The sequence below is a fragment of the Exiguobacterium sp. s6 genome, from assembly GCF_018618155.1.
Classification (GTDB): Bacteria; Bacillota; Bacilli; order Exiguobacteriales; family Exiguobacteriaceae; genus Exiguobacterium; species Exiguobacterium mexicanum_A.
The window spans coordinates 81,037-102,760 of record NZ_JACSLN010000003.1; the positions used below are offsets into that span (position 1 = coordinate 81,037).

At 52.3% G+C, this 21,724-nt stretch carries 20 protein-coding genes and 1 other annotated feature; all 20 genes read right to left on the reverse strand.

All coding sequences use genetic code 11. The features are described from left to right. Positions 1 to 18: 18 nt before the first annotated feature. The gene (locus tag KNP75_RS13150) at positions 19 to 1,704 is read right to left on the reverse strand and encodes a b(o/a)3-type cytochrome-c oxidase subunit 1 (RefSeq protein WP_034781132.1); all 1,686 of its coding nucleotides are present in this window, start codon (positions 1,702 to 1,704) and stop codon (positions 19 to 21) included. After that, positions 1,705 to 2,175 carry a cytochrome c oxidase subunit II gene (locus tag KNP75_RS13155; protein ID WP_034781134.1) on the reverse strand — a complete coding sequence of 157 codons (471 nt, stop codon included), beginning with the start codon at positions 2,173 to 2,175 and terminating at the stop codon, positions 1,705 to 1,707. Positions 2,176 to 2,197: 22 nt separating this feature from the next. Next, the gene (locus KNP75_RS13160; RefSeq protein ID WP_232819585.1) at positions 2,198 to 2,317 is read right to left on the reverse strand and encodes a cytochrome c oxidase subunit 2A; all 120 of its coding nucleotides are present in this window, start codon (positions 2,315 to 2,317) and stop codon (positions 2,198 to 2,200) included. Positions 2,318 to 2,562: 245 nt separating this feature from the next. Beyond that, positions 2,563 to 3,273 carry a Crp/Fnr family transcriptional regulator gene (locus KNP75_RS13165; protein ID WP_034781136.1) on the reverse strand — a complete coding sequence of 237 codons (711 nt, stop codon included), beginning with the start codon at positions 3,271 to 3,273 and terminating at the stop codon, positions 2,563 to 2,565. Between the two features lie 172 nt (positions 3,274 to 3,445). After that, a complete protein-coding gene (locus tag KNP75_RS13170) occupies positions 3,446 to 4,831 on the reverse strand; it encodes an aldehyde dehydrogenase (RefSeq protein WP_214712847.1) in 1,386 nt (461 codons plus the stop codon). 99 nt (positions 4,832 to 4,930) lie between these two features. Continuing rightward, positions 4,931 to 6,088 carry an MFS transporter gene (locus KNP75_RS13175; RefSeq protein WP_034781138.1) on the reverse strand — a complete coding sequence of 386 codons (1,158 nt, stop codon included), beginning with the start codon at positions 6,086 to 6,088 and terminating at the stop codon, positions 4,931 to 4,933. A gap of 141 nt (positions 6,089 to 6,229) precedes the next feature. Next, positions 6,230 to 6,943, reverse strand: a complete 714-nt coding sequence (deoD, locus tag KNP75_RS13180; RefSeq protein ID WP_034781140.1) for a purine-nucleoside phosphorylase — start codon at positions 6,941 to 6,943, stop codon at positions 6,230 to 6,232. Between the two features lie 15 nt (positions 6,944 to 6,958). Continuing rightward, on the reverse strand, positions 6,959 to 7,666 hold the full coding sequence (locus KNP75_RS13185) for a response regulator transcription factor (protein ID WP_034781142.1): 708 nt from the start codon (positions 7,664 to 7,666) through the stop codon (positions 6,959 to 6,961). Beyond that, on the reverse strand, positions 7,663 to 9,411 hold the full coding sequence (locus KNP75_RS13190; RefSeq protein WP_215190609.1) for a sensor histidine kinase: 1,749 nt from the start codon (positions 9,409 to 9,411) through the stop codon (positions 7,663 to 7,665). Before KNP75_RS13190 ends, KNP75_RS13185 begins: the two co-directional genes overlap by 4 nt. Before the next feature lie 107 nt (positions 9,412 to 9,518). Next, positions 9,519 to 10,718: a M48 family metallopeptidase gene (locus tag KNP75_RS13195; protein WP_215190610.1), complete on the reverse strand. Its 1,200-nt coding sequence runs from the start codon at positions 10,716 to 10,718 to the stop codon at positions 9,519 to 9,521. A 94-nt stretch (positions 10,719 to 10,812) separates the two neighbouring features. Beyond that, positions 10,813 to 11,922: a PQQ-dependent sugar dehydrogenase gene (locus tag KNP75_RS13200; RefSeq protein WP_251128357.1), complete on the reverse strand. Its 1,110-nt coding sequence runs from the start codon at positions 11,920 to 11,922 to the stop codon at positions 10,813 to 10,815. A 35-nt stretch (positions 11,923 to 11,957) separates the two neighbouring features. Continuing rightward, positions 11,958 to 13,418, reverse strand: coding sequence for an MDR family MFS transporter (locus tag KNP75_RS13205; RefSeq protein WP_034781148.1), 1,461 nt, complete (start codon positions 13,416 to 13,418; stop codon positions 11,958 to 11,960). A 63-nt stretch (positions 13,419 to 13,481) separates the two neighbouring features. After that, positions 13,482 to 14,201, reverse strand: a complete 720-nt coding sequence (locus KNP75_RS13210; RefSeq protein WP_214797599.1) for an ABC transporter ATP-binding protein — start codon at positions 14,199 to 14,201, stop codon at positions 13,482 to 13,484. Continuing rightward, entirely contained in the window at positions 14,188 to 14,991 is an 804-nt protein-coding gene (locus KNP75_RS13215; RefSeq protein WP_251128358.1) for an ABC transporter permease, read from the reverse strand. The genes KNP75_RS13210 and KNP75_RS13215 overlap by 14 nt, the downstream gene beginning before the upstream one ends. Next, positions 14,992 to 15,537, reverse strand: a complete 546-nt coding sequence (locus tag KNP75_RS13220) for a nitrous oxide reductase accessory protein NosL (protein WP_215190612.1) — start codon at positions 15,535 to 15,537, stop codon at positions 14,992 to 14,994. Beyond that, positions 15,524 to 16,711, reverse strand: a complete 1,188-nt coding sequence (locus KNP75_RS13225) for a right-handed parallel beta-helix repeat-containing protein (RefSeq protein ID WP_215190613.1) — start codon at positions 16,709 to 16,711, stop codon at positions 15,524 to 15,526. Before KNP75_RS13225 ends, KNP75_RS13220 begins: the two co-directional genes overlap by 14 nt. 147 nt (positions 16,712 to 16,858) lie before the next feature. After that, on the reverse strand, positions 16,859 to 18,154 hold the full coding sequence (locus tag KNP75_RS13230) for an ABC transporter substrate-binding protein (RefSeq protein WP_034781154.1): 1,296 nt from the start codon (positions 18,152 to 18,154) through the stop codon (positions 16,859 to 16,861). A 182-nt stretch (positions 18,155 to 18,336) separates the two neighbouring features. Then, entirely contained in the window at positions 18,337 to 19,320 is a 984-nt protein-coding gene (gene asnA, locus KNP75_RS13235; protein WP_215190614.1) for an aspartate--ammonia ligase, read from the reverse strand. A gap of 66 nt (positions 19,321 to 19,386) precedes the next feature. After that, positions 19,387 to 19,628, reverse strand: a binding site (T-box leader). Between the two features lie 105 nt (positions 19,629 to 19,733). After that, entirely contained in the window at positions 19,734 to 20,639 is a 906-nt protein-coding gene (locus tag KNP75_RS13240) for a carbohydrate ABC transporter permease (protein ID WP_084592978.1), read from the reverse strand. After that, entirely contained in the window at positions 20,636 to 21,541 is a 906-nt protein-coding gene (locus KNP75_RS13245; protein WP_034781156.1) for a carbohydrate ABC transporter permease, read from the reverse strand. The genes KNP75_RS13240 and KNP75_RS13245 overlap by 4 nt, the downstream gene beginning before the upstream one ends. Between the last annotated feature and the right edge of the window lie 183 nt (positions 21,542 to 21,724).

Sequence of the window (21,724 nt, forward strand, 5' to 3'; positions counted from 1 at the left end):
TAAAGGGCTGACTTCAGTTTACCAGAGCACCCAGCCTTTCGCTCCCGGTGGCGCACTCTCAATCAAGTGCCAAATCGGGACCGTATAAGCGAACGCGATCAAGACGAACGTGACGGTGATCCATAGTTTCCAGTTTTCAAAGAAACGAGGCGTCTCCATCGCTGCCTCTTCCGTCTCAGCAAGCGGGAATTCTTCCTCCCCTTTCGGCGCGAGGAACGACAAGTTGAACATTGAGTAAACGAAGATGAGGACCGAGATCAAGAGGATCGTCCCGCCAATCGCCATGGCGATGTGGTATGGAATCCATTCGCGCGTAAGCGCATCCGAGAAGTACGTTGCCGGTCCGGTCCGACGCGGGTTACCTTGGAGTCCTGAGATGTGCATTGCGTAAGACATGATTGACATCCCAAACGCCCACGTTCCCGTTTGAATCAATCCGAGTCGGTTCATCTTTTTCGTGAGTGTACGACCGCGCAATACCGGTACGAGCCAATATGCCGTTCCGAAGAACGTCAAGGCGACGGCCGTCCCGACTGTGATATGGAAGTGACCTGTGACCCAAAGTGTGTTGTGGACCATCGCGTTCAATTGGTGCGATGCGTTGATGATCCCGCCGGCTCCGGCTGGAATGAAGAACAACATGCCGACGAACGGCGCGAGGAAACGGACATCCCCATATGGCATTTTCTTGACCCAACCGAATAACCCGCGGGCACCGAGTGCGCGACCACGCAGCTCGAACGTCGCAAACAGCGAGAACGCCGTCATAAACGACGGGATGACGACGAGGAACGTCAAGATGACTTGAACGAACTTCCAGAACGGCTCAATCCCCGGCTCTGTCAACTGGTGGTGGAAACCGACCGGGAACGAGAACAAGAGGAACAACAGGAACGCCATCCGGGCGAGCGCATCCGAGAAGATTTTCCCCCCGATGACTTTCGGCACGACCGTATACCAGACGATATAGGCTGGCATGAGCCAGAAATAGACGAGGGGGTGACCGAAGTACCAGAACAACGTCCGTGATAACTCAATCCCGACCGTATCTTTCCATCCGAGCGAAAGCGGTAGCAGCTGGAACAGAATCGTTCCGGCAACACCGAGCGTTGCGATGACCCACAATAGCATCGTCATGACACTCATATACGCCGGAAGCGGCGGGTGAATACCTGGGTTCTCCCGTTTGTAGTCCGCATACATCCGGAACATGGCGAACGCAGACAACCATGTGCCGACGACGAACAAGACGAGGCCGATATAGAAGATCGGGTCGGCCATGAGCGGCGCGTAAAACGTATACAACACGGTCGCTTTATTGGCGAGCACCATGATCGTGACGAGCACGGCACCGGCGATGATCATCCAAAATCCGAGCCACGCGACCCGGGTCGGGAACGACTCAAAACGTCCGAACGACTTAGCGAGGAGCGCGTAAAGAAGACCGATGATGAACATTGTCGTGAAGACGAGACCGAGCATGATGCCGTGCGCGGTCAAGAGTTGATAATAACCGAACACTTCCGGGATGACGCCCGTTCGGATGAGCGTCTGCATGAGTCCTGCCAAACCGCCGATCAGGACGGCGAGGACCGAAATGACGACATGGGCATAGGCGAGGCGCGCTTCTTTAACACCGATACTTGGTACCGGTACGCCGCGTTCCATTTCCCACTGTTTTAATTTTGAGGCTACGTCATTCATTTAGTCCACCACCTTAATTTTTGTCGACATCATGTGATGTCCGGTTCCACAGTATTCGTTACATAGAATCAAGAATTCGCCTGCTTCTTCGAACGTATACGTGAGCGAGTTGATGTGGCCTGGCACGACCATCATATTGACCGGTGTCCCTGTCAATTGGAACCCGTGGACGACGTCCGGTGACGTGACGAGAAACGTGACTTTCGCCCCTTTTGGGATTTCCACATTGCCCGGTGTGAATGTGAACGCTTGGGCGACCATGACGAGCTCATACTCGTTGTCACCGATTTTATGAAGCCCTGGTTTGTCGAACGGTGCAGTTTGATGCACTTTTGCCGGGTCGATCAAATCGGCGTCCGAAGCCGGCTGATTCCCTGCCGCAAACGCAGAGATACCGAGCACTGTCAAAAAGACGCCTAATAGAATAATGCCGAATACTAACCAATACTTCTCAAGTTTATGAATATGCATCGTGCTTCCCTCCTCTTGCTCGTTATCGTGTCACAAATAAGTAAAAGACCGACGACCACATGGCAATGATGACGCCAGCGACAATCATGACCGATGTGAACGTGCCTTTTAAGTTCGGTTCTTGTCCATCGTTTTTCTCCACGTGAAGGACCCCTTTCCCTTTGATTTCCACTTTCATTGTATGAAAAGGGGCACTGATTAATATGTGACATTTGTCACTTCAAAAGTGACAATCACATCAAATTTGCGTAGTTTCCACACATAAAGTTCACATTTTAAAAAAAGGCATACAAAAAAGGCGATTGCTCCGACATCAGTCGGTCCAATCACCTGTTCATGTTCTCATGTTGTGACGCCGCACGTTTTTCAACGCTTATGAACGGCAAGTCAAAGCCGACAAATACCGGCGGGACAGCCTTCGCAGTAACATAGCTCTTTTAGGAAATCGATGTCATGCAACACCATCGATGTCGGAGTCGTCGTTAACACGCCTTCTTTCCGCCACTGGTTCATCATTCGATTGACCGTTTCGCGAGGTGCACCGATCAATTGTCCGAGTTCGCCGTCAGACGGATGTCTCGGAACTGTGACCCCCTCTGTCTCCTCTACGCCGTGCATTGCCGCCATGCGAAGCAACGTCGAGGCGAGCGCCCCTGGCTTCCCATACAGCAACAAGTCACGCAACTTCATCTCGGACTGTTTGCGCATCATCGAAGTCCAACGCAACACCTCCGTAGCCAGCTGCGCGTCTTGACGCACGAGCTCGTCCATTTCTTGTTTTGAAATCCAGCCGATGACACTGTCCTCGGTCGTCTCGATACTGTAGGAGCTCGGGAATACATCGTCGATGTCGAACTCTCCAAAGAAGTCGTCAGCGCCGTATATGAACATGATAAGCGAACTCCCTTTTTTCGTCAGTTTCGTGAATTTGACGGTACCGCTCTTCAAATAAAAGAACTTACTGCATTTTTCTCCTTCCCAACAAACGATACTCGCTTTTGAATATTCTTGAAACGTCATCATCTCGAATAAGAGCTGTTTCGTCTCTTCTGAGAAGACGAAGCTGTTCGGTTGGGTCGTCCCACATTTCATAGTCATGTTGTCTGCTCCCTCCACTGGTCTCATGCCTAATCTGGCCTCGTGCGTGATATATGGTTTTATTATACAGGAGGGCAATGGGCATTTTCATAAAAGTATGTGACATTTCAAACAATCTTCTTATTTTTTCGTTCACAAAAAAAGACTGCAGGCTCTCTGCAGTCTAATCCAATCATCGGTAGACGAGTCGAATCAACTTCTCGGCTCCTTTGAAGTTCGGATAACGAACCGGTAAATCAAATTTCGTCGTATTGCGTAAAATCGATTTGGCATGGCTGAACGTCTCAAAGCTGTAGCGACCATGATACGAGCCCATTCCGCTCTCACCGACGCCACCGAACGGCAGGTTCGGGTTCGTCAAATGCATAAGGACATCATTGACACAACCTCCGCCAAACGTGAGATGCTTCATCACCTTCTGCTCCACCTCTTTCGTCTCAGTGAACAAATAGAGCGCGAGCGGGTGTGGGCGCGCTGCGACGAAATCAATCACTTCGTCGAGTTGACGATACGTGAGTACCGGTAGAATCGGCCCAAAAATCTCATCCTTCATAACGTTTGCGTCTTCTTCGATGTCCGTCAATACAGTCGGAGCGATCTTCAATTGATCTCGGTCGGTCTGACCTCCGAAAAATACGTCGCCTTCCGTCAAATATCCGATCAAGCGGTCGAAATGTGTCTCATTGACGATTCGTGTGAACCGCTTCGTCCCGACGCCATTCCCGAACATCGTGAACGCTTCACGTTTAATGGCTTCGAGGAATACCTCTCGTTTCGATTCATGGACGAGGACATAGTCTGGAGCGACGCACGTTTGCCCGGCGTTCATCCATTTGCCCCAAGCGATCCGTTTCGCCGCAATCTCGATATTGGCATCGTCATGGACGATGGCCGGCGATTTCCCGCCGAGCTCAAGCGTGACCGGCGTCAAATGTTTTGCCGCCGCCTCCATGACAATTTTTCCGACCGGTGTCGACCCAGTGAAGAAGATATGGTCCCACTTCTTTGCGAGCAGTTCCGTCGCCACGTCTTTATCTCCTTCGACGCTGACGACGTAGCGGTCAGTGAACGCCCGTTCGAGCACTTTTGTGATTATTTGGGCGACGTTCGGTGTCAATTCCGAAGGCTTCACGACGGCCGTGTTCCCTGCGGCAATCGCTCCGATGAGCGGTGCCATCGCCAATTGAAACGGGTAGTTCCATGGAGCGATAATCAGTACCGTGCCATAAGGTTCATACATGACCTCACTTTTCGTCCCGAGATGAATCGAAGCACCGCGGACTCGCTTCGGGCGCATCCAACGTTTCAACTCACGAGTCGTCCGTGTAATCTCATCGTAGACGAAACCAATCTCCGTCGTGAACGCGTCGAGTTCCGATTTGTTCAAATCCTGCTCCAACGCTTGGAGAATTTCGGCCTCATGATGTTTGATCGATTCTTTTAAAAACGTCAGCATACTGAGACGGAATGCGAGCGATTTGGTCGCTTGTGTCCGATAGAAGCGACGTTGTTTACGGATGAGCTCTTCGATGGTCAACTGTTCGATTGGTGCGAGCATAAATCTGCCTCCCTTAGATGATAGCGCTAGCTTCATCTTATCATTTTCTCTTGGCCATCGACCATTTTGAACCTTCGCTCCGCACACTCTCGGTCTGCCTTATCTCACGGGCACGTTCCGCTTTTTCGCTTGTTGCATCATGACGAGAACCAACCCGGCGGCGAGCAAGATGCCTCCGGTCACCGTGAATTTTTGCGTCAACGTGATGGAAAGCCAGCCTAAAAAAGCCGATCCCGTTACCGTCCCGAGCGAGAAGAAGGCATAAAAATATCCGTAGGATTTGCCACGGTTGGCATGGTTGGTGGCTTTGATCAACATCGTGTTGATGGCTGGGAATAAGATCGCGAAACCGACACCGTACAAGGCGAGCACCCCGTATAAGAGACTAGATGTCTCGGCACGGCCGATCAACAGTTGGCTCACACCAAGAATGCCGACACCGAGTGCCGCAAGTTTCGCTGGTTCGATTTGATCGAACAAACGGTTCGTCGGTAACACAAATACGAGCACCGCCATGATTCCGAACGTACTAAGCAGTGTCCCGCTCAAGCGGGAGTCATAGCCGAGCGACTGTACATAAAGCGGTAGCAAGAACGCGATCGCACCTTGCGAGAACATTAAAAGGAAGGCACCGATATACGCCTTCACGACGTCACGTTCAAGCCGTGATTTCCCTTCCTCTTGACGGCTCGATGTTCCGAGCGACAGTTTCGACGGACGTAAAAAGATGAGTGCGAGTAATGCGACCATCGCCCCATAAAACGCGACGTATGTGAAAACGACGGGGACGGTCGTTCGACTCGCCATGATCCCACTGAACGCCGGCCCGATGATGGCCGCCAACCCGACAAAACTGCCGGTCAATGCCACTTTCTTCCCTTGACGGTTTGCTGCGGTCAAATTAGCAGACAATGTGAACGCGGCCGGTACGATCAAGCCGGCGACGAACCCGTGCACGATGCGGACGATGAGAAGCGTCGTCGATGTGTCGACGAGATGGTATGACAATAGACTGAGGCTCGATAGCCCGAGACCGACGAATAAGATGACAATCGGACCGATCCGGTCAGTCCAGATTCCCGATAAAATGTTGCCGAACGTGTTCGACAACGAATAAATGGCAATGACGAGTCCGGCGATGAACGGTGTCGCACCGACCGATGTCGCGAACGTGCTCATGACCGGAAGCTGGGCAAAAAGATCAAAGAAAGCAAAAAAGACGATACTATAAATGACAAAAGCAGATGCTTTGTTCATAGTCACAACTCCTTGGTACAGCCCGATTTTCGAACTGTTCGTTTCAGCTTCAGTCTAGCTTGCCGGTTTCACTTTGTATACACGGGAAGGCGCACGGACACAAAAATGCCCTACAAACCAGTGGCTTGTAGGGCATTTGCATCAGTTCGTGACTTCGACCGCTGTATCGAGTGCGACACGGATCATCTCGTCAAACGTCGTTTGACGTTCTTCGGATGTCGTCTCTTCTCCTGTCAACAAGTGGTCTGAGATCGTAAGGATCGTCAACGCGTTCACTTTATGTTTCGCAGCGAGTGTGTAGAGTCCTGCCGCCTCCATCTCGATGGCGAGGCAACCGAAGTCGGCCCACTTCTTGAAATGGTGGAAATCATCTTGATAGAATTGGTCGGCTGTGAAGATTTGACCGACTTTGACCGGGATGCCGGCCTTTTCAGCGTTCATATAAGCGCGATGTAGGAGGTCGAACGTCGCTGTCGGTGCATAGTCCATCCCGTTGAAGCGCACACGGTTTTGACCCATCTCACTCGATGCGCTCATCGCGATGACGACGTCACGTACTTTAACGTCTTCTTGAATCCCACCGGCCGTACCGACACGGATCAAGTTTTTCGCGCCGTATGACATGATCAATTCGTTCACGTAAATCGACATCGATGGAACGCCCATTCCTGTCCCTTGAACCGAAATGCGTTTCCCTTTATATGTTCCTGTGAAGCCATACATCCCGCGGACCTCGTTATATAACTCGACGTCCTCAAGGAACGTTTCCGCGATATATTTCGCGCGAAGCGGATCTCCCGGTAACAATACCGTTTCTGCGATTTGTCCTGGTTCTGCCCCAATGTGTACACTCATGATTAAATTCCTCCTTCAAGATAGTCGGTGACACTGCTCCCGATATTCATTCGGGGTGATGCCAACCTGTTTTTTAAAGACTTTCCGGAAATATTTATCATCCGAAAAGCCGACCGCTTGGGCGACTTCATAAATACGTTGTCTACTCGTCTCAAGGAGACGTTTCGCCTCGAGCATCCGGATCGACAGCAAATATTCGGATAAGTTGACGCCGTACTGTTGTTTGAAGCGACGCGATATGTATTCGCGGCTCAAGTAAAAGCGCTCGCTCATCCCTTGTAAGCTGAGTTCTTCCGCATAATGGCGCTCGATGAACGCACCAATCTGTAGAATCGGATCCGCTTCATCAGGCGTGACGTCAGCAAGAGCGCGTGCAAGCGTCTCATTCAAGACGTCCGGGTCGATCGGCTTCAACAAGTAATCAAAACTACCGAGCTGAATCGCACGCCGCATGTACGAATATTCGTCATAACCGGTCAATACGATTAGCTTGGTCGCCTCAGCTTCCTTATGAACCCATTCCATCAGCTCGATGCCGTTACAACGAGGCATCTGCAGGTCCGATAAAATCAGTGCCGGCCGTTCCTTGGCGATGATTCGTTTCGCTTCTTCCCCGTCCTGCGCCTCGATCACTTTCGTGACGCCGAGCTGTTCCCACTCCCCGAGCAGTTTCACCGCTTCCCGTACCGGCGACTCATCATCGACGATCAATACTTTCGTCATGACGCATCCGCCTCCTTTACAGCCGGGAAACGCATGACAATACGAAATCCGCCTGTCTCTGGTGTAGCCAACATAAACTGAGCCTCCCGATTATAGTTTAACATGAGTCGATCCCGAATGTTCTTTAAACCGGTGCCTTCTGCACCATTCAAAGGTTGGGTCGACTTCTCAATCCGTTCTTTTAACAGCGCTAGCTCTTCGTCCGAGATATCGCGTCCGCTATTCTCACATCGAATCACGAGATCTGGCCCCACCTGGTGAATCCGGACCGAGAAGCGGTTCGCTGCTGTCGCACCGTCCCGCTCAAACCCGTGCTTAAAGAAGTTCTCGGCGAGCGGCTGTAAAATCATCTTCGGCACGGTCAAGTCGAGGAGCGTCTCCGGCACGTCGACCTCGATCTCGAATTGATCGGGGAAACGGACTTTCTGCAGCCGAATGTAAGACGTGAGGTGGTCGACTTCTCGCCTAAGCGTCACGAGCGACTCATCAGGGTGCATCGTATAGCGCATCATCGAGGAGAGCTGCGTGATGAGACGGTACACCGTCTTACCGTCCCCTTTCAGGGCAAGCGTCCCAATCGACTGCAAGGCGTTGAATAAAAAATGTGGGTTCGTCTGGGCTTGGAGCGCTCTCAGTTCATTCGTCCGATTTTCGAGCGCCAGACGATACTCGCGTTGAATCAAATCGTCAATGCGTTCGATCATCCGTTTGAATTGCCGTCCGAGCACACCGAACTCATCATTTCCCAGGGAATCGAACGAGACCGTCATATCCCCTTGTTCAATGCGCCATATATTCGATGTCAGTGTCTTGATCGGGGTCGTCAAGCGCATCGAAGCGTAGGTCGCACCGATCAACGCCAATACGAGCGACACCATCCCAACAACGAAGATGATAAACGATGTCCGCGATGCCGGTTCGGTCAACAGACGATCAGGAATCGATTTCCCGACGTAAAACGTCTGGTTCTCAAACTCGAACGATTTGACAATGCGGTGATGCTTCCCGTCGCTCGACAACGAGTTCGTCGACACGTTTTGCGGGATTTCACCGTCACCGAGTTGCGCGAACACTTGATTACTGCCTCCGATGAACCAGAGGCTCTCAGTCGGGTTGTTCTGTAACGAGGCGAGCTGACCGATGAAGACGTCTTCCGGGATATCAATGGAAAGAATCGCGAGCGGCTGGTCCGTCTCAATCTTATCGAGCCGAAAATGAAGCGTGACGACATCTTCTTCCGAGACGAGCGGACCGAAATCATGATACGGCACAAGCGGATGCGAGGCCTCGAGCAGGACGCGACTCTCTTCATCCTTCAACAACTGCTGTTGAATCGCACTCGGTTGCTGTTTCGAACGCGGGGACACTTTCATTTTATAAGCGGCGAACGAGTCCATGTCCTCGAGCATGAGCAGTTGAATCTGGGCCACATCCTCGCGGGACAAGTACATTCCGAGGAGCGCCCGTCTCACTTCCAATTCGGTCTGCTGAAGGGATAGCCCCGGCCCATACTCGAGAATATCGAGCACGTCCCGGTTCGCATATAGACTTGTCGGCAGGCGGCTCAAGTCCGAGATATATCGCTCCATTTGCAGCGTCCCACGCTCAAGCGACCATTCGGTGAGCTGGAGCCCCCGCTCTCGCTCCCTGTCTTTGACGTACCAAAAAGAAATGACCGTCGCCAAAATGACGGGAACGATAATCGTCAAGGCGATCATTCCCGTCAGCTTCGTCCGAATGCTCATCCACGTATCGCCTCCTCGCTGTCATTATATCACGGCTTATGCAAGCGTTTGCAATAGCTGTTATTAAAAAGGTTTATGGCCACACGCATGGCCATAAACCTCTCTGTTCACTCGTACGATTGAATCAATTCGATGATTCCTGTTGGTTGACCCGAGTCGGCAGCGAGTTCAGCCGGGGTCATCCCGTCCTCGTTCTCGAGGGACACGTCGGCACCGCTCTCGAGCAACAGCTCGACCGTGTCGATGTCCGCGCCTTCCCCGTATAACAAGTTATGGAGCGGCGTATCGCCATACAGATCTTGCGTGTTGACGTCAGCCCCGTCTGCCAATAAAGCCTCAAACTCTTCGTACGTTGCGGCGTTGTAGGCAAGTTCTTGAATCGGTTCTTCTGACATCGCATCAAGTGAGCCGATGCCTTCCGATAAGCCCGTCAATCCGTCGCTCGTGAACAACCAGGCGACGATGGCCACGTTGACAATGACGCTCAAGATGATCGTGCTGATAATCGAGCCTTTGACGTATCCGGCCGTCTTGAAGACCGGAACGTTCGTCTCACCCGCGTTCGTCGCGATGGCCGCAATCCGTTTCGGGAGCGGCGGATGCGTCGATAACAGCTCGCTCAACTTGGCGATAAATCCGTTCTCACGGCTCGCTTCGTACAAGTAGTCAAACTCGCTCACTTCTTTTGCCAACTTCCCACCGATCGCAAGAATCGTGAGGGCACGTTTCGATGCGGCTTGGTCTTGAATGTAGTGGGCGGCCATGCGGTCACACGTAAATTCACAGGCGCGCGAATAGGCAGACCCTAAAAACGGGATCCAGCCGCCGAGCATCATGGCCCACTGTTTTTGAACGTGATTACGGCGAATGTGTGCCAGTTCATGCGCAATGACAAACTCGACTTCTTTCGTGTACCCATCACGTGACAACTCGACGATATCCGAATACAAGATGACCATGTTCTTTTGGAAGAAACGTGTCGCGAAAGCGTTCAAGACGCCCCCGGCTTGAAGAATATAGACGTCCGGGAGTAGGCGAATCCCCATCTCTTGCCCGACACGCTGATACGTATGATGCAAGTCGGTAAATTGACGCTCTGTCACTTTGACGCCGTTCGTGCGAATATATCCGATTTGAAGCCAGTGCGTGAATAGAGACAGTGCTAAAATCGTTCCGATTATCCATAAGAAAATACCGAGTGAGGCGATTGTGAAGACGATTCCTAACACCACCGTCAACACGCTGGCCGCGACGAGCAGTCCAAAATACAGCTTTTCGTTCTTATGTACCAATTGCGATTGTTTCATGTAAAATTCCCCTTCATTTTCCATATGAAGTCCATTATACCTGATAATTGGATATCGACAACAAAAAAATAGAAACTGACACGGGTGTCAGTTTCTATTCGAGGGTCAAGCGATACAGCTGATCATCCTCATTGCTCGGATTTCCGCGTCCATCCGTATTGTTTGTGATGAAGTAGAGCTCTCCGTCTCCTAACCAGACATCACGGATACGCCCTTTGTCCTCGACGAGCGGGGTGACCTCTTTTGTCTCTCGGTCGATGGCAACAAGGCGATTCCCCCGAAGCGTCGCCATGTATACGTAACGGTCGTCCGCCGCGATTCCCGAAGGTGCCCACGATGTCTCCCCGACTTCGAACCATGGTGTCTCGAGACCATCTTGTTCCTGGTCTGCCTCGATGAGCGGCCAGCCATAGTTGTTTCCCCGCTCGAGAGTGTTCACTTCATCGTGACCGGACGCCCCATGTTCACTCGCATAGAGCGTGTCGCCAACTTTCGTCAAACCTTGGGGATTGCGGTGGCCCGACGAATAAATCCAATCGGTTGGCTCGCCTGTTCCGGATAAGGACACCCGTAACACTTTTCCGGCAATCGACGTCTCATCTTGAGCGAGATCCGGAACGAGGGCGTCTCCCGTGGTGACCCAAAGTGCGTCGCCATCGAGCAATAAGCGGCCGCCGTTGTGGAACTGGGCGCCTGGGATGTCATCGAGCACGACAGCCGTCTCTTCAAAGCGCTCCCCGTCCCACGTCAATTCGACGACCCGGTTTCGTACGTCCCCAGGTGTCCCGTACGTATGATAGGCGTACACTTGTCGGGATGTCGTGAAATCTGTCGTCAAGGCCAGGCCGAGTAAACCACCCTCGCCGATTTCGAGCACATCTTCTTCGAGGACGACCGGTTGTCGATCGAGATTCCCGTCCGCATCGATGACGGCGATTGTGCCACCTCGTTCCGAGATAAGCCATCCTTCGTCGGTCCTTACCATCGACCACGGTACGTCCAATTGCTCAACGACAGACTCGCTCGCACCGAATGTCAGCGAATCGTCTGCTTCCGATGTTGGTGCATCGCCTGGTGTATCTTCCGCAGGTGTTTCTTCGGTCGACTCTTCGACCGGAGTCTCTTTTGGCGCCGGTGCGTCAGCAGGTTCCGATGCACAACCTGCTAATACGGCAAGAGATAACACAAGGATCCATCGTTTCAACATGATCGCCTCCTTTTCACCATCATACCGTGTCTTTAGTTGTCGCGTGAAGGTTCGGGTGGGTTAGCTGGTAAGCGAAGCGCGATCAACAACGCGATGAACGCCGCGAGTGCCGCTCCGATGAAGACGGTATTCAATCCGGTGGCGATGAGTTGCTCGCCTTGGAGCCGGACCGTCGTGTTTAACGTCTCGGTGACGCTTCGATTAAAGAACGATTCGAGTGATACGTCGCTCAAGCCCGCCTCGTCACGGAAACCGCTGAGGACGATAAAGTTGAATACTGCACCAAACACGGCAACACCGAGCGTCTGACCGACGGTACTCAAAAATGAGTTCGCGGCCGTCGCGGTCCCGCGTTGCCGGTAAGATACGACGGTCTGCAAGACGACGATGAACATCGGCTGTGACAAGCCGAACCCGACGCCAATAATGGCGACAGCGAGGTAGACGAACAGATCTGGGCTTGATTGCGTGAGCAGCGTCAAGATGATTGTCCCGATCAACAAGAGACTCATTCCTGTCACGGCCCGACGCCGTGGCGAGGCCGCTCCAAGTGTACGGCCGCCGATAATCGACGTGAATGTCCAAGCGACCGAGAGTGGCATGAGCATGAATCCGGCTTCGGTCGCTGATTTCCCAAGGACGGCCTGTGCCCAAATCGGGATATAGGCCGACATTGACACGAGGACCCACGCCGCGAAGAAGACGGCCCCATTGATCGACGCGATGATTGGTTGTTTCAATAATTCGAGTGGCAACAACGGTGTCTTCGCCCGTCGTTCCGATAAGAAGAAACTGGTGAGCAAGATGACGCTGAAGACGGCACTGGCGACGACCGAGGCCGTCCAGACGTTCGTCTCGCTGAACGTGATCAGCCCATACAAGAACGCCGTCGTACCGAACGCGAACAACAACGCTCCTTTGACGTCAATCCGTTCCGTCGTCTCGGTCACGGTCTCTTTATAGAACGTGACGATCATGATGAACGATAAAAGTGCGAACGGTACGTTCAATAAGAAGACGTAACGCCAAGACAACGTCTCGACCAAGAACCCGCCGATGACCGGACCGAGCACGCCCGATACGCCCCACACCGCGCTCAAAATCCCTTGAATCTTGCCGCGCTCTTCGTATTTATACAAATCGCCGATAATCGTCATCGAGATTGGTAATACCGCACCGGCGCCGAGCCCTTGAAGCGCCCGGAAGACAATCAGTTGTTCCATCGATGTGGCAAGTCCGCAAAGAAGTGAGGCGAGCGTGAACAGCCCGATTCCAAATAACAGGACACGCTTTCGGCCGAACAAATCGGCCACCTTCCCATAGATTGGTGTCGATACCGCCGTGAACAGCAAGAAGGCGGCAAACACCCAGCTCACGAGGGCGGCCCCATTCAATTCGCTCGCGATGACCGGCGTTGCGACGGAGACGACCGTCCCTTCAATCGCCGCTAAAAAAGTCGCCAATAACAGCGCGACCGTAACATTCTTTCTCATTTGTTTCATCTCCCCAATAAAATAGTGGTGCCGGAAGGTTCCGAGCACCACTTCAACTGTCTATTATTTTGTGCGAGCCGCGCCGGTTTGACAAGCCTCAACTTCCGATTCGAAAAAGAAACGTTTGATTTCAGCATAAGCCGCCGCTTCGTCCGTGACGAGGACGCGACCTGCGAGCCGACCGTCCTTGAGCATCCATACTTCATCAGCGAGCATCGCTGCTACATCAAGCTGGTGTGTCGAGCAGACGATCGTCGCACCACGCTCAGCTTCTTCCCGCAACAAGCCACCGAGCAGACGCATCCAAGTCGGATCGAGTCCGTTCGTCGGTTCATCGAGGAGCAAGATGTCAGGTTTCGTCACGAGCGCCTGCGCCAGTAGGAGACGTTGACGCATCCCTTTCGACAACTTCCCGACGGCTCGGTTTCTCAATCCATCGAGACCGACGCGCTCCAACAGCGCTAAATCCGGTTTCACGCCTTGCCATAATGCGTAATAGGCGTACGTCTCACCGACGGTCCAAGACGGATCGAACGCAAAGTCGTCTGGCATGTATCCAAACGTCCGATGGTACACCTTCCCGTCATCGATCGTTCGACCGTTCAAGGACACGCTCCCGACGCTTGGGGGAATCGTGCCGTTCATAAGATTCAACAGTGTCGACTTCCCAGCCCCGTTGCTGCCGCATAAAGCGACGACCTGGCCTGAGTCAATCGCACCGTCAAGCGGATGGAGCGCCCATGACTCGCCGTATCGTTTTCCCACTTGATTAAGTTGAATCATGTCGACCCTCCCGTCGTAACCACCACGCCGCCGCGCCCAACATACTGAGAATGACCCCGATGATTGTCGCACCGACGACAGCCGTACCGACCGGGCCGTCGAGCCACCCAATAAACGTCTCATAGATGGCCCCGAACAAATCGGGGGCCGCCAATACTGCGCTCACCCAGACGCGCAACAACTCAAATCCGTTCAAAAACAAGGCGCCGACCATCGCTTCCGCCTGAACACCGTATGGTATCCACGCAATGACACTGACGAGCACCGTCGGCCATAACAAAATCAAGACAGTCCAAACGAGGAAAGACATGAGGACAGCTTGAAGCCGATTTCGACCGATGACGCCAACGAATGTCCCGAACGCCGCCCCATACGCGATGAGCCCGAGCGAATATGCCCAAAGGACGACCCACGTCTTGAGAGGCATCGATACGAAGAATGACGAGAGCGCATAGGCGAGCGTGACAATTAAAGCCTGCGTCGCGAGAAAGGCGGTGTAACGCATCCAGACGAGGTGAAACATCGATAGCGGGTACGTCGTCAAGAGACGCAAACGTTTCGACTCCCGCTCCCCTCCCCACTGGAGCGCCGTCGTCAACATGACGAAAAGCGGTAAGACGAGTCCGATGATGGTGAGTAATGTCGCGTTGACGTTCGTGTAGGCGGTCGCCACCGGTAGCGCTTGTCCGAGACCGCCAAGCAGCACGAGCGTCACCATCCAGGTGAACAGGAAGACGTAACTCTCTTTTTGACGTAACGTGCGCGACCACTCGATCCGCCACAGCATCATTTACTGTCCGTGGCCTTCTGAGGAATCATTCTCACTCATCTTGCTGTCATCATCTGCGTTCATCTTTTTATGCTGTTTCATTTCCCCGCGCTCCCATGAATGGTCTTTCAAGTCGTCGAGGTCCATGACCATGCCGCCGTTCTCGTCCACGTATGCCTCAGCATCCGCTTCCTTCGCAAACGAGACGATATTGTAAGCCATCGGTGTCTTCGACATCTTATCGTAGACGAATGTTCCTTCTTCAAGGTCGACCCATTCTTTCGTGTTGTAGTCTTTGACGTACATAGCTGCGATGTCTTCTTCTGTCTGTTCCGGATACCAGTCCCGCATCAAACAACCGATGTCATCGAATGCATAGCCTTTTCCGTTGTCCATGATCGCCTCGGCAGCGAACTGTTCGTCCATGATCTTCATGTTACATACTTCGCATTCGGTCTCGCCCCATTCGATGTCAAACGGTTCCGCCGCCGCGCTTGAACACGCACCCAATGCGAGCGTCAATCCTGATACGGTAAGTAATCCTGCCATCTTCTTATAAGTAATCATCTTGTTTCCTCCCAAATCGCCATAATAAAATCAATAATCCACTTAACACGGTTGCCCCAACCGTTCCCTGCCACTTTAACTCGAACGTCGTCGCCCGTGGCGAAACATCGGTGAGCGTGACCTCGTCGGGGCTCCTGAGGACACGCTCGAGTACGGTCAACCCTGGAGCCCCGTACAGCAATTCAAACGCTTCATACGAATCAGCGAGCAAAAACAAATATGGGTCGGCCCGATACGGGATCTCGCTCTGCCCGTCCTGGGTCAAATCGAGTGTCTGCCCGCCCCATTCGTTGCCGACAATCACGTTATCGGCCGCTTCAAATGATACGACGGGATAGCGATTGTTCGTCACATCGTTCCCGGTCAACGTCATCCCGTTGGCCCGTTTCATCCTTAGGCCGATATCATTTCCGTTCACACCGTTATCATGGATTGTCGTCCATTCCGATTTTTCGGCATAAATGCCGACGCGGTTCCCATAAATCGCATTGGCACGGATGCTCGTTTCAATCGCTTCGAACAGCATGAGTCCCATTCCTGTCGCACCGACTTGATCATAGATTTGTCCATTCTCGATACGGACGCGCTCGGTCCCCATCACCATCGCGCCAGTTTCATTGTTGTGCAGATTCGGGGACACAATCGAGACGTCCGTCGGGAACATAAGATGAACGCCGTATCGTGAGTTCGTGACGAGCGGCCGGGTCAACTCGTGTCCGGTCCCGTTTTCAATATAAATGCCGTCACGGACGTGGTCGACGATGGCTCCTTTGATGACGATCGCCTCGCTATCCTCGATGGAGATTCCTTCCTCCTCACCCTTCCCTGTCACGTTCGGTCGAATCAACCTGACCCCGTAACTGTTCTCGACGGCGATCCCGGTCCCGGTCGCCTCAATCGTAACGTCGATGACTTGATGGCCGAGTCCCACGACGAGCACCGCGGGCACGGTCGTCCGTTCGCACTGTTCGATCTCGACGTTCTCGAGCACGGCCCCGGTCCCTTCGAGTTGAAACGCAGGATGTTCACAACTACTGAACCGCTTTCCTTCACCGTTAAACGTTTCGTTCGATTGAATCACAATCGGTTCTTTGAGCGACACCGGTTCCTCGTTCGCTTGAACAGTGATCGGTGAGAAGAACCATAACGCGAGTAACCCGCTTAGTCGTTTCATAACCCCTCCTCTTGATGAATCGCTTACAGAACATATTGTACGAAAACCTAGGGGGGTATGTGTGTCATTTTTATGGGATTCATGTGACAGTTTCTTCATAAAAAAAACACAAGTGGCGAAGGGGTCATTTCGCCGCTTGTGTTGCTATCATTTCGCCTTATCGGCCCATACTTTCGTGAAGTCTTGAAGCATCTCGTCGCCTGTCTTTTGACCGCCAACGTATGCTTGCATCAGTGCGCCATACTCGTTGACCGCACCATCCGGATACTTGAACCAGTTCCACGAGATCGTCTTGCCTTCGTTTGAATAGGCCAAGATATCGTCCGCAAGTGGTCCAAGGTCGTTCGCTTCAATCGATTTGAACGCCGGGATAAATTTGAACTTGTTGACCATGTAGTCTTTACCCGTATCGGACGTCGCCATCCATTCGAGGAAATCCTTCGCTTCTTCCTTATACTCGGAGTTTTTGTTGACGACCCAGTTGTTCGGGACACCGACCGGGAGGCGGTCCATCTTCTCTTTGTCATCATTGATCGGAATTGGCACGAAGCCCATCTCGATGTCCGGGTTCACGTCAAGAATCATCTGTTGCGCCCAGTTCCCTTGTTGAAGCATCGCCGTCTCACCTTGAGCGAACTGAGTGACTTGCGTGTTATAGTCCGTCGTAAGTGGATTTTTATTTCCATATTTGATCGTGAGGTCGAACAGTTTCAAGAACTGTTGGAATTGCTCGTTGTCCTCGAATTTTCCTTTATTCTCGTTCAGCGCCTGGATAAACGCATCCGGATCGTCTTGCTGCGCCATCGGAATGTTGAGCAAATGGATACCGAGAATCCAGAATTCGGCATAACCGACCGAGAACGGCGTGATGCCTGCTTTATCCAACTTCTCAGCCGCATCCGTCAACTCAGACAACGTCTTCGGCAGTTCGCTGATGCCCGCCTTATCGAACAGCTCTTTATTATAGATGAAACCATAGCCTTCCAAGTTCATCGGCATCCCGTACAGTTTGTCGTCCATCGTCATCGGTTCTTTGGCCACTTCGGTCAAGTCACCGACCCATTTCTCGTCCGACAAGTCTTCCAACTTGTCTTTCCACGTTTGTGCTTCGGTGAAGCCACCGTTATTGAAGATGTCCGGTTCATTGCCTGACGCGAACTGGGACTTGAGCGCTGCCCCATAGTCGGCTCCGCCTCCGACCGTTTGGACGGTCACTTTGACGCCCGTCTCTTCTTCGTATTCTTTCGCCATCGCCTCGAGGTCTTTGGCGATTTCCGCCTTGAACTGGAAGACGTTCAACGTGACGTCTTGTTTGTCCCCGCTATCCGCGTTCGCATCGTTCGATCCTTCATCTTCCGTAAGCGACCCGCCGCCACAGGCCGCAAGAGTCAATACCATCCCAGCCGTCATCACGGCGGTCGATAATCTCCATTTACGTTTCATTTCGCTTCCTCCCTAAGTATAGAGTCGACAATCATGATTCCAATCGGTACACCCTAACTTTAGATGAAAACGCTTCCATTATGTAGGTGTCAAAATTGACGTGTAGGGTGGAAAATGTTGCACAGAAAACCAGGACTTTCTTATTGAAAAAGAAAGTCCTGGTTTTAGTTTCTTCTATATAATTACAACAGGCTGATTCCGGCTTCTTCACACGCGGTGATCATCTCACTCGGCCAAACCGAAGATTGGACTTCGCCGATATGGCGGGCACGAAGCAAGTACATGGCGACACGGGATTGCCCGATGCCCCCTCCGATGGTAAGCGGGAGGCGTCCTTCGAGGACGGCTTGGTGGAACGGGTACTTCCGTTTCTCTTCGGCACCGGCTGTCACCAACTGCTCAGCGAGTACCGTCTCGTCGACACGGATCCCCATCGACGACAATTCGAACGCCGATTCGAGTTCCGGGTGCCAGACGAGGATGTCGCCGTTGAGTGACCAGTCATCGTAGTCGGCCGCACGACCGTCATGCTTATCGCCTGAGGCGAGTGCACCACCGATTTGCGAGAGGAAGACCGCACCGTACGCTTTACAAATCGCGTGCTCACGTTCTTTTGGCGTGAGCGTCGGGTAAAGGTCTTCGAGCTCTTGGCTCGTCAAGAAATGAATCGACTCTGGCAAAATCGCCTCAATCCCGTACATCGATTCGACCGTCTGCTCCGTCTCGCGGAGTGCCGCGTAAATCGATTCGACCGTCGCCTTCAAGTACTCCGTCGTCCGGTGTTCCCGGGCGATGACGCGTTCCCAATCCCATTGGTCGACGTGAAGCGAGTGCGTCGCGTCGAGCTCTTCATCACGACGGATGGCGCGCATTTGGGTGTACAAGCCTTCCCCGACCTCGAATCCGTAACGGCCGAGCGCTTCTCGTTTCCATTTCGCGAGCGACTGAACGATTTCAAGTTCGTGTCCCGGATACTGCGTGTCGAACTGAATGATGCGTTCGACGCCGTTCAAGTGGTCGTTGACCCCGCTCGCCGATGTGACGAACAGTGGTGCTTGAACTTGTGTCAATCCGAGCGCCGTGCTGAATTTGTCTTCGAATGTCGCCTTCACTACTGTAATCGCCTGTTGTTTTTCCTTCATCTTGCTCATTGCTGTCGTTGTCATGTTTTCTTCCTCCAATTGTGGGATTTTGGGACGGAGCAATAGAAAAAAGCCCTCCAATCCCATGGACTATGGGACGGAAGGCTTCAAGCTCCGCGGTGCCACCCAAATTAGTAGACGAATCTACTCACTTTTTCGAGACGAACATCTCGTAGTTCCGATAACGGGGAACATTCCGGCTACGTCTACTTGCAAAGCGTTCGGGTAGCGACTCCAGGAGGTTCTTCGACAGAGATTTCAGTCCGGGCTCTCACCTTCCCCGGCTCGCTTTGCTTACGTCTTCTGTGTACTCGTCCTTTCAATGTCGTTCACAATTGAATTGACCCAATTATTATAAATATTCCGACGAATGTCAACAGCTTTTTTCAAAAAAATTCTCCCCCGTGTAGCGGACGGGGGAGATCCCTTGGGAAGGGTTATTTGATCGAGCCGCTCGTGATCCCTTTGATAATATGCTTTTGCATACCGAAGAAAAAGACGAGGAGCGGAACGATCCCAAGGACTAAACCAGCGAGTGCCAAATCCCATTGTTTTGTATATTGTCCGAAGAAATAGAACGTCGCGAGCGGAATCGTCCGCAGTTCGATGTCTCGGAGGACAAGTGAAGGTAACAGAAAGTCGTTCCAAATCCAAAGGCTGTTCAAGATGACAATCGTCACCGTGATTGGTTTTAAAAGCGGGAACACGATGCGCCAAAAGACGCCCCACGTCGAGCAACCGTCAATGATGGCTGCTTCTTCGATTTCTTCCGGAATCGACTTCATAAACCCGTGATATAAGAACACGGAGATGCCTGACCCAAACCCGAGATACATGACCATCAGTCCCCAATGGCTATTTAACAGCCCGAGTACGCTCGATACTTTCACGAGCGGAATCATGATTGACTGGAACGGGATGACCATCGCCGCGACGAACAAGAAGAAGATGACCGTCGAAATCCAATGTTTCGTCCGGACGAGCTTCCAAGCCGCCATCGATGTGAACAACACGATCAGTAGGTTCGCGCCGGCCGTGATGAGGAGTGAGTTCAAGAAGACGCGTCCGTAGTTCATCGCCTCCCATGCCTCTGAATAGTTCGAGGCGAGCCAAACATTCGGCAAGGCAGACGTATTCGTGTAAATCTCGGCGATCGATTTGAACGAGTTGACGATGACGTAATAGAACGGGACGAGGTACAAGAGCCCGAGTAAGATCGCCACCAACTCGACGAGACCGAGCCCCGCCGTATATCCGCCCGTCCGCAACGGCTTTTGCGGCAACAATTGTCGTGGTGCCTGATCGATATTCGCTTCGATGCGTTCAATTTTTTCCGTCGTCATGCCTCCACCTCCCGCTTTTTCGTCAAGTATACTTGCGTGACGGTAATCGCCGCGACGACGAGGAAGAAGATGACTGCTTTCGCCGAGCCGAGTCCGTAGTTGTTATTCACAAACGATTCGGTATAGATGTTCAAAGCGAGCATCTCCGTCGATTTGAACGGCCCGCCGTTCGTCAGTGACAAGTTCGTATCGAATACTTTGAACGACCATGAGATCGTCAAGAACAGACAAATCGTGATCGACGGCATGATCATGGGGAGGGTGATATGACGAAGCATCTTCAACCGGTTTGCCCCGTCGATTTTAGCCGCTTCGAGTAAATCTGTCGGCACATTTTGGAGCGCCGCGATGTAGATGACCATGACATAGCCCCCACCTTGCCAAATGGCGACGATGACGATGCCCCAGAACGCCGTCTGAGCGTCACCTAGCCATGGCAGCTCGAACAGACTCCACCCGGTCAGTGCCCCGATTGATTCAAAGCCCTTCACATAGATAAACTGCCAAATGAACCCGAGAATGAGCCCGCCAATCAAGTTTGGCATGAAAAAGACGGTGCGCAGGATATTGCGCGTCTTAATGTTCATCGTCAATAGTAAAGCCAATAGGAAGCCGACGATATTCGTCAGCACCACGGCCACGAGCGTATATTTCGTTGTAATCCAGAACGAAGCGCGGAACTGTTCATCTTCAAATAAAATCCGATGGTAGTTGTCCAGTCCGACCATATTCAATTGCCCCGTCACACCGTTCCAATCTGTGAAACTGTAATAAATCCCGTTGAAAAATGGAATAAGCACGATTGCCACAAATGCCAAAAAGGCCGGACCAACGAATGCGATAAAACTCGCCGGCTTCTTCCAATTTCGTCTCCGTTTGATTCGTTTCGGTGTTTCTGTCATGTTCATCGCCTCCACTATCAACTTACCTTCCTGGACCAAAAATGAAAACGGATACATTTGACGGAAAGGGTGGAATATATTGCACTCAATGGGTGAATTCTACGAAGCGATGGGTTATGATAAACTCAATGACAACACGAACGAGTCTTCCCCAACGAAAGATTAAACCTTGATTCCGGGTCG